The sequence below is a fragment of the Pseudoalteromonas sp. G5_S1_14_S5 genome (assembly GCF_054968605.1).
This window is the reverse complement of sequence record NZ_JBQKUM010000096.1, coordinates 1-15045: the sequence shown is the minus strand read 5'-3', so window position 1 is coordinate 15045 and position 15045 is coordinate 1. Positions and strand designations below refer to the sequence as shown.

The following is a 15045-nucleotide window of genomic DNA, read 5'->3' as shown; positions in this document are numbered from 1 at the left end:
CACAGATTGATAGGTTTAAATTGTTAAAGAGCTCTAGCATTTTGTGATTCACATCTCAGTCGCTAGGGATGCGTACTATACTCGCACCGCATCGAGAGTCAAGGGTTATTTTTAAACTCTTTTTCTCTACCGACTTTGCCGTGTGACTTTCGTCTCACTCCGTGTCGGTGAGGCGGCATTATAGAGAGATTGAGTTAGAGCACAAGGACTTTTTGAAATAAAAGTTTTGTTCGCCTAAAAAGCCATCAAATCCGAATTTTTCGAATAAAAACTAAACATTTGAGACGTATCACAGCAATACATTGGAAAATTGTAAGGCATGAACGTAATATTCATGTATCTATTTTGTTAATGGTAGATGCGTCTATTTCGTTTATTAATATGTAGTATTCCGATATGAACTCAAAAAAATCGATGTTGTTAATTGTCGCACTGGCTGTATTAGGCGGCATTGTTTTCTCTCAGGTAGATATACCGCCTGCAATTACCTTTATCCTTGGTGTCTTGGCTTCCGCTTTTGTTGTTAACTTTTCAAGCACCGACTCAAAATCAGATTCAGAAACTAAAGCTTCAACGAAAACGCTTTATGTGGGTAACCTTCCATACAAAGCGAACGAATCGCATGTTCGTGAATTATTCTCAGAACATGGTGAAGTGTTTGCAGTACGCTTAATGAAAGATAAACGTACTGGTAAAAGAAGAGGCTTCGGATTTGTTGTTATGGCAAGTAATGATGTGAATCAGGCAATCTCTGTTCTTAACGACAAAGATTACATGCAACGAACTTTAAAAGTACGTGTTGCAAATGATCCTAAGCATCCTGAAGCGAACGAATCTGAACAGAACTAAACCCTAACTGCTTCAACATACCATTTAGTGCACTTTCTTTATTGGGAAGTGCACTACAAAAAACCTCTCGCACTCCCCCTTCTTCCTGACCACTTTCTAAACCCAATAAATCTTGGACTCGTTTAGCTATCGCTTTGCCCGAATCAACCAATACCACGCTTCCACCTAATACTTGCTGAATCTCAGACTTTATTAGTGGAAAATGGGTACATCCTAAAACAGCAACATCAATAGCATTAATCATCGGCTGAAGGATTTGCTTGAGCTCTTCTAAGTTGATGGCCTCTCCTCTGAGCTTATCTTCGGCCATATCCACCAGCCGAGTCGAGCCCAAAAGTTCAACCCTCTTATTTATAGAGAAGTTCTTGATCAATTCATGAGTGTATTCACGGGTGATGGTTGCCGGAGTAGCAATAAGCCCCACAGCTTTGTTCGCTAGTAAGGAAGCCGGTTTGATCGCTGGGACAACCCCAACGATTGGAATGACATTATTAACACGGAGTGTAGGGAGAACAATCGTACTGGCGGTGTTACATGCAATAACGGCGATATCAATGGCATGGCTCACCACGAAACTGGCTACAATACTCTGAACCCGACGAATGAGAACCTGCTGATCGAGCTCGCCATATGGATAAGCTTCGTTGTCAAATACATAGATATAGTTATGATTGGGCAATAGCTGACTTATCTCTTTATAGACAGATAACCCACCTACCCCAGAATCAAAGACTAATATGTTTTTTTGCAGACTATCCGACACAACGATTACCTATATGTAGTTTCGCAGCAATAATACCCCTTCACTTAGTTTTCGCCAATCCTCACGCTATACAATGCAAGCTCGATAGCGTTGATGTACAAAACGCTCACCTTGCCCTATCACTTCGAGCTCTATATCACGCCTTCCTTTAAAGCATGACGCAGAGGTCACTAAGGTATGGAACTCCCCATCTTCACCACACGGATCAACCTGGCTCGGTAAGCTCTCTATTAACTCATCGGTATATTTCAGCCCACAGTAGCTAATATCTAATACGTTACTGTCGACAGTGGCAAGAAAAGTGTCGATTCACCTTTCTATTATTTCACTCGCAAGTACCTGACTGCTCTCCCCCATTAGAGGAAATACACACTCCCGGACTGCGGGTTCTATATAGCTTCTTCGATAATCTGCAATGCCATTACAGAACATGTCTCCAAACGCGACCGCATCAATTGATAAGCCAGACCCTTTCAATGCTGAGACAAGAGTACTTTTGTAAATCTCATTGCTTGGGAATGCTTCCGGAGGCTCGATGGTGATAAGCGGCAAACCGATTAATTGCGCCTGCATGGCAACCACATCGATAGGAGTGACTTCGAAAGGGACTTTATCTCCAACAAATGTCGTACAGAGAGCAACAACTTCATATTAGGAGCTTTCAAGTAGACGCTCTAACGTTAATGACGACTTTCTTTTTCATTGATATACCCAATAAGAAAAACCGCCCGGAGGCGGTTTAGGTGTAAATTAGAATTTATAGGCACCAGTCAAAATGACTTTCCTACCATCACCAGGGTAATATGCTCCCCAATTATTGGCATTCGCAGGATATTTTTCGTCAAATGCATTATCTATACGAAGTCCTGCCGACCATACATCTTGAGAAAAATTAACAGCAATGTTGCTCAACCAATAGGCTGAAAGCTTTGCCAAACTATTTGATGTGTCACCATCTTTAAATCTAGCACCAGTATAGACACCTTCAACAAAAACTTGCCAGTTGTAACTAATGTCATAGGTTACAAATGCACGCCCTGAATTTCGGGCAACCCAAGGTAGCTTCTTACCTTTGTCATCGCCAGATGAGAATTCAGCATCAATGAAACTATATTCCAAACCTAACAAAACCGAATCGGTAGCATATAGATCACCACTTACCGTAACGCCATTTCTCTCCGACTCATCTGCATTCACATTAGCTCCAGTAAAAGTGCCCCCAATAGGAGTGGGAGCACTACTATCGAAAATAATTTCATCTTCAAGATGTAAGGTATACACATCAACTCTGAGACTATAATTGTTCTCAATTACCCCCCAACCAGCTTCAATTGATTTGCCCGTTTGCGGCTTTAGACCAAGGACGCCAGGAGAGGTATAGGCTTGTTCATCAATTTTAGCGAACCTAAAATTTGTCTCGCCTCGCAGATAAATGCGTTGTGATTCGCTAATGTTATAATTCAGCCCAAGCTCATAAGCATCCTGTGCCTCTGTTAATCTCTCTTTATTTGGGTATATAGCTGCATCAAAAATCTTATCTTCGACTGCACTATAACGTGCGCCTGTTGTAAGAGTTAAATCATCAAGAAATGGGTAGTTAACTTGTCCAAAGACGCTGTAAGTATCTTGTTTATTCGAACGATCGGTGGAAGAGGATTTATAAGAATGATCACGGTTTGCCCCTCCAAGTCCTAATAAAGCATTACCTTCGCCGGACCCTGTTGAAAACTGATTTTCCAGCTTTATTGAACCAAATAATTGCTTACTATCGCTGCTCGTTGAGCTTCCCCATGCAGAGCCTGAACCAGACGTATTATCGTAAATAACATCAGTCCCTAAGACCCAAGATTCATTCACATCTTGCTTATAACCAGCTCTTAATGCTTGGGTGATTTCATGAGAATAATCTGTTTGATTCGCAGAAGCGGCTTGTGTCGGATCATTCTTGTACTGCTCCTCTGTCAATGAGCCGGCATACTCTCGATTATTATCGTAGTAACTAGCCTCTACAAAAAATTCAGTTGAATCCTGCTTATAATTCAATCGGCTTAATAATGCTCCAGTCTCACGAACATTATGATCTCTATAATTGTCACTGTTATCTTGACTAGCACTAAAGAACAAACTCCATTGCTCATTTAGTTTTCTAGAAACATCAACGTTGCCAGCAAAGGAATCAAAGCTACCAGCGCTAACTGACAAATTACCACCATCTTCTGAAGCTCCTTTGGTGATTATATTAATAACACCACCTACGGCTTGATCTCCATAAAGCACACCAGCACTACCCGACAGTATCTCAACTCTCTCTATCTGAGAGATCAATATTGAACTAACCTGCGGAGCTGACAAATCTTGCTTATTTAGACGACGTCCATCAACTAAGATCAGTGTATTGTTAGCAGCTTGCCCACCAGTAAAGCCGCGTAATGAGAATGATGGCCCGCTGTTAGTATCAGAAACTTGAATTCCTGCTCTAGCTCGCAGCAAAGTATCTAAGCTTTTGGCTCCACTCGCAGCTATATCGTCTGATGTAATAACAGTTACATTGGCAGGTATATCGTCAATTGAATTATTAAAATCACTACGAGCTAAAACCACCATGGTTTCGTCAGTAGATGCTTCTTGGGCGTATAAATTGGAGATAGATGAAAGCAGCGATGCTACAGCAACCGCTAAAAGGGATTTGTTCATGTTGTGATCCTAAATCGCGTAAATTCCTACCAAACCACATGTCATGGTTTAGCCGCTGGCAGGTATTCGGACTCAAGAGCACAACCTTATGGTTACCTGATATTCGACTTCCCACAAAAAGCTATTTGCAGTGTCTGATGAATACTCGTTCTCTTTTACCGCTGCGCGTCAGTTCTGGATTCACACCAGATTCCCTTTTCAGCCATCTATACATCTAAATGGCACCAGCTTGCTGGAGATAGTATTGACCTATGAATCATTTGTCTAGTCTGAGATAGTTATAAGCTATAGTTTTCATGGTCGATTTACATTGAATGGCGCTCAACACTGGACAAGCGCCTGTGATTGAATAAAATCTGCGCTCTTGATTTAAAAGCACGACAGCAAAAGGCATAACCATGGCGAATTTAGATGTAAACCCGCAACGCTACCAAGAACAACTGGCAGAAAAGACAGAGCGTCTTACTGAAATGTTCTCAGAATATAATGTGCCTGAGCTGGAAGTGTATGAATCTCCAGAACAACACTACCGCATGCGTGCTGAGTTCCGCGTGTGGCATGAAGGTGACGATATGTACTACGTCATGTTCAATCAAGAAACTAAAGAAAAATACCGTGTAGACCAGTTCCCTGCTGCTAGCCGTCTTATCAATGACTTGATGCCTTTGTTAGTCGATGCAATGAAAGACAACCACTCTCTACGCCATAAGCTATTCCAAGTAGACTTCCTATCTACGCTTAGCGGTGAGATCTTGGTGTCTCTGCTTTACCACCGTCAACTAGGTGAGCAATGGATTCAAGATGCCAAAGCGTTAAAACAGCAATTGAACGATGAAGGTTTTAACCTAAACCTGATTGGTCGTGCTCGTAAGATGAAGATCGTTTTAGACCGTGATTACGTTATTGAGAAACTAGACGTAAATGGCGATAGCTACATCTACCAGCAAGTAGAGAACAGCTTCACTCAACCAAACGGTAAAGTGGCTGAGAAAATGTTGGAGTGGGCCGTTGACTGTACTCAAGATAGCAAAGGCGATCTACTAGAGCTTTACTGTGGTAACGGTAACTTCTCACTAGCACTGGCACAAAACTTCGAGCGTGTATTAGCAACCGAGCTAGCGAAACCATCAGTTGAATCAGCGCAATACAACATTGCAGCCAACAAGATTGATAACGTTCAGATCATCCGTATGTCTGCGGAAGACTTTACTGTAGCGATGGAAGGCAAACGTGAGTTCCGCCGTCTGCAACAAGCAAACATCGATCTGAAGAGCTACAACTGCAACACTATCTTTGTTGATCCACCACGTTCAGGTATGGATGTAGATACTTGCAAGATGGTTCAAGGCTACGAGCGCATCATGTACATCTCTTGTAACCCTGAAACATTGAAAGAGAACTTGGAAATTTTAAGCGAAACACACGATATTACTCGTTTTGCTCTTTTCGACCAGTTCCCTTACACACACCACATGGAAGCTGGCGTATTCCTAGAGCGTAAAGCGTAACACTCGCTTTCCAAATCTAGGTAAAAGCCAAACTGCAGACACAAAAAACGAGCCAATCGGCTCGTTTTTTATTTATAGGTTGGCTTAAGCTATTTTACCGATAAAGCCTAACTTCTTACCTACCCATGCGAGCAGTAACATTGCGACGATAATCGCGAAGAAGTTTGAACCCGCATCTGGGTGTTGTGCTTTCACAAACGCAGAGTGACCAAATGCCCCGACGAAGAAACACGCCAAACCTACTAGCGGGATATCTTCCGATACTGGATTAGTTAAGTACTCTTGGTACAGTGCTTGTACAGCTAAAACTAAAGCAATCAGTGGGAAGATTGAGAAACCCACTTCGCTCATTGTTACCCAAGATAAAAGTGCATCGCCACACACACCAGCAATCAGAGCCAGTACCAGTGTTTTTCTTTCTGAGCCACAGTTTACAGTATTATTTTGATTCGACATTATTCTATCCCGCCTTTTAATCGGTTACGTTCACGTTCTTTACGATACCAAAAAGCCCCTTTGGCCATCATTCGCAATTGCATGATCAAACGCTCAGCCAGTTCGTCTCGCTGACGTCGATCTAAATCTAATGCTTCTGCCCCTGAGTTAAAGACCAATATGACCGAAGCTTCCGCTTGCGTAAAAGCTTCATCTCGTGTCATGCCAGTCGTGATTAGGTATTCGGTTAACTCAGCAGAAAAGTGCTGTATCTCACGAGCTACCGCTGTACGAAACTCAAATGAGGTTCCTGAGCGCTCTCGCAATAACAGTCTGAATACGTTAGGGCTGCTTTCAATGAACTCCATAAAGGTTTCAACCGATGTGCGAATAACACTGCCTTCTTTTACTATACGCTGCCTAGCTTGACGCATTAGCTGGCGTAGTAGTAAGCCACCCTCGTCGACCATGGTTAAGCCAAGCTCATCCATGTCTTTGAAGTGACGATAAAAGGAAGTCGGTGCTATTCCAGCCTCACGAGCGACTTCTCTCAAGCTTAGGTTGGAAAAACTACGATCTGCACTGAGTTGGCTAAATGCTGCATCGATTAAGCTGCGACGAGTTTTTTCTTTTTGCTGTGCGCGAATGCCCATTGGTTTCATACTTTATCAATTTCTTCTTTTACAGCCTAAACAGGCATGTCTAACACTCTGTTCAATATAACGCGAATCACTTATTTATATAAGATACTCCGGTTATATAAGACACCAAACACGCCTCTTTGTTCACGTACCGCAGTAAATACGTTCGCAGAAAAAATTTCAATATCCACACCGCCATTTGGAGACATTCGACATACCAAATATTATTTTTTCGCGAGCACTGCGTGATCCCACCGACTCTCTGATGTCCTTTTCATGTACGCAAGAACAGAATCAGTTAAAATCCCGCTACAGCAATGTTAATCAAATATAACAAGGAAGATATCTATGCCACACTCCAACCACTTTGATGTAATCGTAATTGGTAGTGGCCCCGGAGGCGAAGGGGCAGCGATGGGATTAACCAAAGCCGGGTTGAACGTTGCAATCATTGAAAAAGAGAGCAGCGTTGGTGGTGGTTGTACCCACTGGGGAACAATTCCTTCAAAAGCTCTGCGTCATGCTGTAAGCCGGATTATCGAATTCAATAACAACCCTCTGTTCTGTCAGAACAACAAAAGCATTCACTCGACGTTTTCCAACATTCTCGGTCATGCGAAATCCGTTATCGATAAACAGACACGACTGCGCCAAGGCTTCTACGATCGTAACCAATGTACACTAGTATTTGGTACAGCGCGCTTTATTGATTCTCACTCTATTTCTGTAATGCAAAGTGATGGTACGGAAGAGCACTACAGTGCTGACAAGTTTGTCATTGCCACGGGCTCTCGCCCTTATCAACCAGAGAACGTCGACTTTCTGCATGAACGTATCTACGACAGCGACTCTATTCTTTCTCTTAAACACGACCCTCAACACATCATCATCTATGGTGCCGGTGTTATCGGTTGTGAGTACGCATCTATCTTCCGTGGTTTAGGTGTAAAGACCGATCTCATTAATACGCGAGATCGTCTACTGTCATTCCTAGATAATGAAACCTCAGATGCACTTTCTTACCACTTCTGGAACAGTGGCGTTGTAATTCGTAACGATGAAACCTTTGAGAAAATCGAAGGGACTGATGATGGCGTGATCATTCACCTAGAGTCAGGCAAAAAGATGCGTGCGGACTGCCTACTGTATGCCAATGGTCGAACCGGTAACACTGACAAATTGAATTTAGGTGCGGTTGGCCTAGAAGCAGACTCTCGTGGTCAAGTATCAGTGAACACCAATTACCAAACCAACGTTGACCATGTATACGCGGTCGGTGATGTGATTGGCTACCCTAGCCTAGCAAGTGCTGCTTATGACCAAGGTCGTTTTGTTGCACAAGCGATTGTTAAAGGTAAGGCTGAAAGTCACTTAATTGAAGATATCCCAACGGGAATCTACACCATTCCTGAAATCAGCTCAGTCGGTAAAACCGAGCAAGAGCTGACAGCAGCGAAAGTACCTTATGAAGTAGGACGTTCTTCATTCAAACACTTAGCTCGCGCCCAAATCGCGGGTAAAGACATCGGTAGTTTGAAGATTCTATTCCACCGTGAAACCAAAGAGATTCTGGGTATCCACGTATTTGGTGAGCGTGCCGCAGAAATCATTCACATCGGCCAAGCAATCATGGAGCAAAAAGGCGAAGCGAATACTATCGAATACTTCGTTAATACCACCTTTAACTACCCTACAATGGCAGAGGCGTATCGTGTTGCCGCTCTTAACGGCCTTAACCGTTTATTCTAAATAAAGAACTAACAGGAGTATTTGACCACCCATAGGCCAAATGCATAAACAGCAAGCCATGAGCTTGCTGTTTTTATTTAAGACATTGAAAAATATAGCACCAAGAGTAATTAGATCATGATGTTCTAAATGCCCTTTGACCGGTACACCTTTTATTTTTACCTATTAGAGCTAAGCAAGAAATTCGCCCTTCTTCCACTGAGAAACAAATAACACACCAAGGCCAATACCGCGCATTGCCATAAAGCTCAGCATCGCAAGCCACAGGGCATGATTTTCTAAACTAGACGCTAGGAAGAAAATCGCAAAGAAGCTGCAGGTCGCGACAAACATGCTATTACGCATGTCCTTGCCTTTAGTTGCTCCGACAAAAATACCATCGAGTAAGAAGCACCACATTGAAACCAACGGCATTGCAATTAACCAAGGCAAATACACCTCAGCTTGGCTTTTTACATCTGGGATGGTGGTGATCATATTAATCAAATTAGACCCAGCGATCGCGAACACTAAGGTAAGAACCACACAAATATTGAAGCTCCAGAAGAAGGTACCAATCAACGACTGATTTAATTCATCTTTGTCTTTCGCTCCTAACGCCTTACCCACCATGGCTTCCATCGCATAGGCAAAACCATCCATGCCGTAAGAGATGATCATCAAGAAACTCATCAATACCGCATTGGCTGCCACGACATCATCACCAAAGCTTGCTCCTTGGAAAGTCATGAAAGTAAACGTGGCTTGCAGACACAGAGAACGTAGGAAAATATCTCGATTCAGTTTTACGAAGCGACTTAAACCTTGGCTGGATTTCTTAATCAAAGCCCACGGTGACGGTAACAGTCTCTTTTTCCAGATTCCAAAAACGCAGATCAGTCCAAACGTTAAGCCTGCATAATCAGCCAATACCGATGCCAGTGCTGCACCTTCCACCTGCCAACCGAAACCAATCACAAAAACTACGTCCAACAAGATATTGGTGATGTTAGTGATAATCACCATCCACATCGGCGCTTTTGCATTCTGAGTTCCAAGTAGCCAACCCAAAATAACGAAATTCGTCAGTGCTGCTGGTGCACTCCATGCTCGAATGGAGAAATACTGTTGGCCATAATGCTTCACTTGATCACTGGCACTACTTAATGAAAAAACGAGATCAGCAACTAGGCCATGTAATAGCAAGAAGACACCAGCAAACCCGAGAGCCATGGTCACACCTTGAACGAAGACTAAACCAAGCTGCTTGCCATCATTTGCACCGTAAGACTGTGCGGCAAGGCCAGTTGTCGACATTCGTAAAAAACCGAGTAACCAGAAGGTCACACTGATCATAGTGCCACCTAACGCCACGCCTCCTAGATACCAAGAATGTTCTAAGTGGCCGATCACGGCAGCATCCACTAAACCCAGCAGTGGGACAGTAATATTAGAGAGCACCATCGGGATCGCGAGCAACAGCACTTGTTTGTGCATAGCTTGATTGGATAGCGTTTGAAAAATAGTTTGGGGATTAAATAGCTTCACGATCACCTCTTTGATTAGAGGCGATAGTTTAACCGAGTAAGTGTGCTTTCACTATGTTGTGAAATTTTCGCTTAAACAGATGTAGCTTCGAGTATGTGTAAGTCGTGCTGCTCTCGCGCTACCACTTCACCAGTACCAGTTGCGGCGTTAAACGCTTTTTAAGCTGAGAAATTTTGCACAATAGTCGCTGCCATAACTTCCAACGGTGACATTGCTGTTCTAAAGGCGAAAATGCTTTAGCCCATTGCGCCCATGGTAACCAATTAAGAATGCTGTCGACTGGAGAAGATAAGCCATGTGCATAGTCACCAGAGCCTAGCTTCTTACCTAAAGTACTTGAGCTCTTATCGCCCGCCAATACAACACACGCATGTGCATGAGTAAAGTAACGGCTCAAAGACTGAATAAAGTACGCTGTTTGTTGCTCATTGCAGTCCAACAGTGCATGTTCACACACCACCATTACCGAAGCTTGCTCTGGAATATTGAGTTCATCTAACCAAGTCAGATCATCTACGGAACCACACTCCAAGCGATAGCGTTCATTTTTGTGGAACAAACGTTGTCGCCAAAGTAGGTTCTCGGTTACATCCAACTCTACCCAGTGACAGCGGCCATTGTCTAATCGGTAAAAACGGGTGTCGAGACCAGCTCCCACGTTAATAATCCAAGCATCAGGGTTGTGAGATAGGAACTGCTGAACTCGAGAATCGCAAAGTTGAGTTAGTGTCGCGTAGAGAAGTTGTTGTTGGTCGAGTTCACCAGTAAGGCATTCTGGCGCTAATTGACAACGCTTACAGGCCTGAGCAGCAATAGGATCATAGACGAGACCATCATCGGCAAGGCTTTCTCGGCTGCGAAACCAAAGGTGTTGAACGAGGTTTGTCGGAACTTGAAGTTCTTGATGTGCAGACGCTTGATCAGCGGAAACCTTTTGATCAGAGGAGCGCGGCTTAGCTATAAGCGGCTTTATTTGAGGCTTGGTTTGGATTGGCATCATCATCTTCCTTGTATCTCGACAAAGAAGATGATAATGAATATCAATTACAATAACAAGTTATTGAGAATAAATATCAATAAGATGTTTGAACTGATTACATCCAGTCCGTGTTGCGAATAATACCAACAGCAAGACCTTCAATAGACAAGTGTTGAGATTCTAAATCGACACGGATTGGAGAAAACTCTGCGTTTTCAGCGTGTAACAGCACTGTAGAACCTTTACGTTCTAGACGTTTTACCGTTACATCATCATCAACACGAGCAACCACAACCTGACCATCACGGACATCTTGTGTTTTGTGAACAGCAAGCAGGTCACCATCCATAATACCGATGTCTTTCATACTTTCGCCATTTACGCGAAGTAAGAAATCAGCTTGAGGTTTAAACATACCAGGATCGACTTGGTAATGCATTTCTACATGCTCTTGAGCCAAGATAGGCTCACCAGCAGCAACCTGACCGATCAGAGGCAGACCTTGCTCTTCGTTTGCTCCATCTTCAAGCAAAATACGAATACCACGAGACGCACCCGGGATAATCTCAATCGCTTCTTTACGAGCAAGAGCTTTCAAATGTTCTTCTGCAGCATTAGCAGAACGGAAGCCTAATTCACGAGCAATTTCTGCACGTGTCGGTGGCATACCGGAATCTTCGATCTTACCTTTGATAAGGTCAAAGACTTGTTGTTGGCGGGGCGTTAACGGCTTCATGATTCACCTGTCTTTTTATACAGTTGACTGTGAGTATATCCAGTAACTGGACAAAAGCAAAGCAATTGGTTGTTTTTAGTTCATTTTTCGCTAATTACAAAACCAAGATCTCGAACCACACATAAGTTGCAAGCGCTAAACAGATGAAAACGGCTGCCGAACCGACATCTTTCGCCATTCCTGAAAGCTCATGATGTTCGCTACCAATACGATCAACGACCGCTTCAATTGCAGTATTAATAAGCTCAACAACCATCACCAGCACAATCGAGGACACCATTAAGATTCGTTCTAGTTGGCTCACATCGAGGTAAAACGCTAACGGAATCAGAACTGCAGCCATGAAGGCTTCTTGCCGAAAAGCCGCCTCGTTTTTAAACGAACTTGTGATGCCTTGCCATGAAAAGCCCGCTGCTTTCACGATACGTTTAAATCCGGTGTTTGATTTTTTGGTCATTTTTAACCCTATACTCAATCAGTCGATGAATGATATGCCACAAACTTAACGGCAATATGACTATTTCCATTAAAAGGTTAGACCAGTTTCTGGTATTCTTGCATCGATTAAATTTACGCCTAGGCTTATCCCTATTTTACTTGAAGGGGTTACCCTCTCTCATCATAGAAATAGAGATACGCTTAAGCACATTGAAATAACTATTGAGGCTGTGAACCTATATGTCTTCTGGACAATCTTTTTCACGTTCATTAATGAAGCTACCTTTATCCGTATTGGTAAAAGGTACATCAATCCCTTCGAATCCAGTTGAAGATTTGAACATTGATTTAGGCAAACCAATTGTATACGCCTTACCGTTTCGCTCAAGCGTCGACCTACTAACACTACAAAAGCACGCGCTAGAACTGGGTTTACCGGATCCGTTAAGCAAGCTTGAAATCAGTGGTAAATCACTGCCACGCTACGTTTTTATCTCTTCACGCAAAACGTTGCTGCAAGATGATGATTACGTCCCGGCCTCTTCTATTGAAGTCTTCTCAGAGCTGCTTGCACTGCACGCTGACGACTCAGAGCTGGATGTGCAAGTTATCCCAGCAACCGTATTGTGGGGCCGTAAGCCTGGTAAAGAGAATAATCAGAAGCCTTATCTACAAGCAATGAACGGCTTGGAGAAGTCAATCGCTGTTTTAATTGCTGGCCGCGACTGTCTAGTACGATTCAGCCCAGTGGTATCTCTGCGTTATATGGCAAACTCACACGGCACCGACAGCACTATCGCACACAAGTTGGCGCGTGTAGCTCGCATTCACTTCTCACGCCAAAAACTGGCAGCCTCTGGCCCTAACCTTCCAAGCCGTCAAGCATTATTCGATCGCCTACTAAAATCAGAAGCGATCAAGAAGGCGATTGAAGACGAAGCGAAGTCAAAGAATATCTCGATCGAGAAAGCGAGCAAAGAAGCTCAAGACATCATGGATGAGATTGCAGCGAACTTCTCTTACTCACTGATCAAACGTGGCGAGAAGATTCTAGGTTGGTTGTGGAACAAGCTGTACCAAGGCCTACATATCAACAACGCTTCAACTGTTCGTAAGCTAGCACAAGATGGTCATGAGATTGTTTATGTCCCTTGTCACCGCAGCCATATGGACTACTTACTCTTATCTTACGTGCTTTACCATGAAGGTATGGTTCCTCCGCATATCGCTGCGGGTATCAACTTGAATTTCTTCCCTGCCGGTCCGATTTTCCGTCACGGTGGTGCGTTCTTCATTCGTCGTAGCTTTAAAGGTAATAAGCTGTACTCAACGATCTTCCGTGAGTACCTAGCAGAGCTGTTCGCTAAAGGCTACTCGGTAGAATACTTTAGTGAAGGTGGCCGTTCTCGTACCGGTCGTCTGCTACAAGCGAAAACCGGCATGCTAGCGATGACGATTCAGGCAATGCTGCGCGGCATGAACCGTCCAGTAACGTTAGTGCCTGTTTATATCGGCTACGAACATGTAATGGAAGTGGCGACTTACGCAAAAGAACTACGTGGTAAGCGCAAAGAGAAAGAAAACGCGAGCCTAGTGATTCGTACTATCCGTAAGCTTCGTAACTTTGGTAAGGGCTACGTGAACTTCGGTGAGCCGATTCAGCTTAACCAATACCTGAATGAACACTCTCCTGAGTGGACGAAAGACATCGATCCAATGGGTACGAGCAAGCCACAGTGGATGACGCCTGTGGTCAATGACTTAGCAACCAAGATGATGACACACATCAACGATGCGGCAGCGACCAACGCACTGACATTATGTGCAACCGCTCTGCTTGCATCACGTCAGCGTGCATTATCTCGTGACTCTTTGGTTTCTCAAATAAACTGCTACTTATCTTTACTCAACAATGTGCCTTACTCAGACACATTTACGGTACCGAAAGACAGCGCGGAAGAGTTGGTGAAACATGCAGAGTCTCTGAACAAGTTCTTGATTGAGTCAGACTCAATGGGTGACATTATTTCACTAGACCGTCACCAATCGATTCTGATGACTTACTACCGCAACAACATCATTCACTTGTTTGCGCTGCCATCATTTATTGCTCAGATGACTATTCGTCAGCACGGGCTAACGATCGATGCGATTCAAAAGAATGTCGCGGCAATCTACCCGTTCTTAAAAAAAGAGCTATTCCTAAGCTACGACGAAGACCAGCTTGAAGGTGTGGTGTCGAACATCATCGATGAATTGGTTAGCCAGGGCATGCTAGTTGTATCTGATAATCAAGTCACCATCAACCAATCGAACAGTCAAGCACTAATGCTGCTAGGTCGTACGATTTCAGAGACACTTCAGCGTTACTCGATTGCTCTTAACCTATTGGCAGAGAATCCGGAACTGGATAAATCTGACCTTGAGCAGAAGAGCCAAGACATTGCACAACGTCTTGGTCGCCTGCAAGGTATCAACGCACCTGAGTTCTTCGATAAAGGCGTGTTCGCTTCAATGTTCGCTACGCTAAAGCAACAGCAATACCTGGATAACGACGGTAATTGCGACTTAGAGAAAACTCAGCAGTTCGCTAAGCTTCTTTACTCAATGCTTTACCCAGAAGTTCGCTTAACGATTCAAGAGAGCATCCATCAAGCAGAATAGTTTGTTAGATGGATCGCTTTAAGCGCTAAGCTGAAAACGATCAAAAAGGCACCCATTGGGTG

14 protein-coding genes and 1 riboswitch are annotated in these 15045 nt (G+C 43.6%); of the genes, 4 read left to right on the top strand and 10 right to left on the bottom strand.

Annotated elements, in window-relative coordinates; translation table 11 throughout:
• Nucleotides 1–396: 396 nt before the first annotated feature.
• Complete coding sequence (locus tag ACTRWI_RS20180) at nucleotides 397–849, top strand: RNA recognition motif domain-containing protein (protein ID WP_499133550.1); 453 nt, start codon at nucleotides 397–399, stop codon at nucleotides 847–849.
• Here the strand turns inward: ACTRWI_RS20180 and murI are convergent.
• The 4 genes from murI to ACTRWI_RS20160 all read right to left on the bottom strand — a co-directional run bounded on the left by murI (nucleotide 812) and on the right by ACTRWI_RS20160 (nucleotide 4306).
• Entirely contained in the window at nucleotides 812–1612 is an 801-nt protein-coding gene (murI, locus tag ACTRWI_RS20175; RefSeq protein WP_499133549.1) for a glutamate racemase, read from the bottom strand. The two genes, ACTRWI_RS20180 and murI, sit on opposite strands and share 38 nt — an antisense overlap.
• 66 nt (nucleotides 1613–1678) lie before the next feature.
• A complete protein-coding gene (locus ACTRWI_RS20170; RefSeq protein WP_499133552.1) occupies nucleotides 1679–1921 on the bottom strand; it encodes a hypothetical protein in 243 nt (80 codons plus the stop codon).
• Nucleotides 1922–2185 carry a hypothetical protein gene (locus ACTRWI_RS20165; protein WP_499133548.1) on the bottom strand — a complete coding sequence of 88 codons (264 nt, stop codon included), beginning with the start codon at nucleotides 2183–2185 and terminating at the stop codon, nucleotides 1922–1924.
• Nucleotides 2186–2362: 177 nt separating this feature from the next.
• Complete coding sequence (locus ACTRWI_RS20160; protein WP_499133547.1) at nucleotides 2363–4306, bottom strand: TonB-dependent receptor; 1944 nt, start codon at nucleotides 4304–4306, stop codon at nucleotides 2363–2365.
• 40 nt (nucleotides 4307–4346) lie between these two features.
• Nucleotides 4347–4550: riboswitch (cobalamin riboswitch) on the bottom strand.
• A 154-nt stretch (nucleotides 4551–4704) separates the two neighbouring features.
• Here ACTRWI_RS20160 and trmA point away from each other — a divergent pair.
• Nucleotides 4705–5814 (top strand): tRNA (uridine(54)-C5)-methyltransferase TrmA, encoded by a 1110-nt coding sequence (trmA, locus tag ACTRWI_RS20155; RefSeq protein ID WP_055318286.1) that lies wholly within the window; start codon nucleotides 4705–4707, stop codon nucleotides 5812–5814.
• Between the two features lie 84 nt (nucleotides 5815–5898).
• On the opposite strand, the gene ACTRWI_RS20150 is transcribed toward trmA, so the two are convergent.
• Together ACTRWI_RS20150 and fabR are read right to left on the bottom strand one after the other, a co-directional pair.
• The gene (locus ACTRWI_RS20150; RefSeq protein ID WP_499133546.1) at nucleotides 5899–6270 is read right to left on the bottom strand and encodes a YijD family membrane protein; all 372 of its coding nucleotides are present in this window, start codon (nucleotides 6268–6270) and stop codon (nucleotides 5899–5901) included.
• Nucleotides 6270–6902: an HTH-type transcriptional repressor FabR gene (fabR, locus tag ACTRWI_RS20145; RefSeq protein WP_499133551.1), complete on the bottom strand. Its 633-nt coding sequence runs from the start codon at nucleotides 6900–6902 to the stop codon at nucleotides 6270–6272. The genes ACTRWI_RS20150 and fabR overlap by 1 nt, the downstream gene beginning before the upstream one ends.
• A gap of 336 nt (nucleotides 6903–7238) precedes the next feature.
• Here fabR and sthA point away from each other — a divergent pair, with 336 nt between their 5' ends.
• Nucleotides 7239–8639 (top strand): Si-specific NAD(P)(+) transhydrogenase, encoded by a 1401-nt coding sequence (gene sthA / locus ACTRWI_RS20140; RefSeq protein ID WP_499133545.1) that lies wholly within the window; start codon nucleotides 7239–7241, stop codon nucleotides 8637–8639.
• Nucleotides 8640–8810: 171 nt separating this feature from the next.
• On the opposite strand, the gene dinF is transcribed toward sthA, so the two are convergent.
• The 4 genes from dinF to ACTRWI_RS20120 form a co-directional block, all read right to left on the bottom strand.
• Nucleotides 8811–10166, bottom strand: a complete 1356-nt coding sequence (gene dinF, locus ACTRWI_RS20135) for an MATE family efflux transporter DinF (protein WP_499133544.1) — start codon at nucleotides 10164–10166, stop codon at nucleotides 8811–8813.
• Between the two features lie 118 nt (nucleotides 10167–10284).
• Complete coding sequence (locus tag ACTRWI_RS20130) at nucleotides 10285–11163, bottom strand: class I SAM-dependent methyltransferase (protein ID WP_499133543.1); 879 nt, start codon at nucleotides 11161–11163, stop codon at nucleotides 10285–10287.
• Nucleotides 11164–11260: 97 nt separating this feature from the next.
• On the bottom strand, nucleotides 11261–11881 hold the full coding sequence (gene lexA / locus ACTRWI_RS20125; protein WP_499133542.1) for a transcriptional repressor LexA: 621 nt from the start codon (nucleotides 11879–11881) through the stop codon (nucleotides 11261–11263).
• 94 nt (nucleotides 11882–11975) lie between these two features.
• Nucleotides 11976–12338 carry a diacylglycerol kinase gene (locus tag ACTRWI_RS20120; protein ID WP_499133541.1) on the bottom strand — a complete coding sequence of 121 codons (363 nt, stop codon included), beginning with the start codon at nucleotides 12336–12338 and terminating at the stop codon, nucleotides 11976–11978.
• Nucleotides 12339–12559: 221 nt separating this feature from the next.
• Here ACTRWI_RS20120 and plsB point away from each other — a divergent pair, with 221 nt between their 5' ends.
• Nucleotides 12560–14983, top strand: a complete 2424-nt coding sequence (gene plsB / locus ACTRWI_RS20115) for a glycerol-3-phosphate 1-O-acyltransferase PlsB (protein ID WP_499133540.1) — start codon at nucleotides 12560–12562, stop codon at nucleotides 14981–14983.
• The last annotated feature ends 62 nt before the right edge of the window (nucleotides 14984–15045 follow it).

Bases quoted from the DNA above. Each gene is read 5' to 3' on its own strand.
- ACTRWI_RS20180 (WP_499133550.1), top strand. From the start codon at position 397: ATGAACTCAAAAAAATCGATGTTGTTAATTGTCGCACTGGCTGTATTA.
- ACTRWI_RS20165 (WP_499133548.1), bottom strand. From the start codon at position 2,185: ATGCAGGCGCAATTAATCGGTTTGCCGCTTATCACCATCGAGCCTCCG.
- ACTRWI_RS20160 (WP_499133547.1), bottom strand. From the start codon at position 4,306: ATGAACAAATCCCTTTTAGCGGTTGCTGTAGCATCGCTGCTTTCATCT.
- trmA (WP_055318286.1), top strand. From the start codon at position 4,705: ATGGCGAATTTAGATGTAAACCCGCAACGCTACCAAGAACAACTGGCA.
- ACTRWI_RS20150 (WP_499133546.1), bottom strand. From the start codon at position 6,270: ATGTCGAATCAAAATAATACTGTAAACTGTGGCTCAGAAAGAAAAACA.
- fabR (WP_499133551.1), bottom strand. From the start codon at position 6,902: ATGGGCATTCGCGCACAGCAAAAAGAAAAAACTCGTCGCAGCTTAATC.
- sthA (WP_499133545.1), top strand. From the start codon at position 7,239: ATGCCACACTCCAACCACTTTGATGTAATCGTAATTGGTAGTGGCCCC.
- ACTRWI_RS20130 (WP_499133543.1), bottom strand. From the start codon at position 11,163: ATGCCAATCCAAACCAAGCCTCAAATAAAGCCGCTTATAGCTAAGCCG.
- lexA (WP_499133542.1), bottom strand. From the start codon at position 11,881: ATGAAGCCGTTAACGCCCCGCCAACAACAAGTCTTTGACCTTATCAAA.
- ACTRWI_RS20120 (WP_499133541.1), bottom strand. From the start codon at position 12,338: ATGACCAAAAAATCAAACACCGGATTTAAACGTATCGTGAAAGCAGCG.
- plsB (WP_499133540.1), top strand. From the start codon at position 12,560: ATGTCTTCTGGACAATCTTTTTCACGTTCATTAATGAAGCTACCTTTA.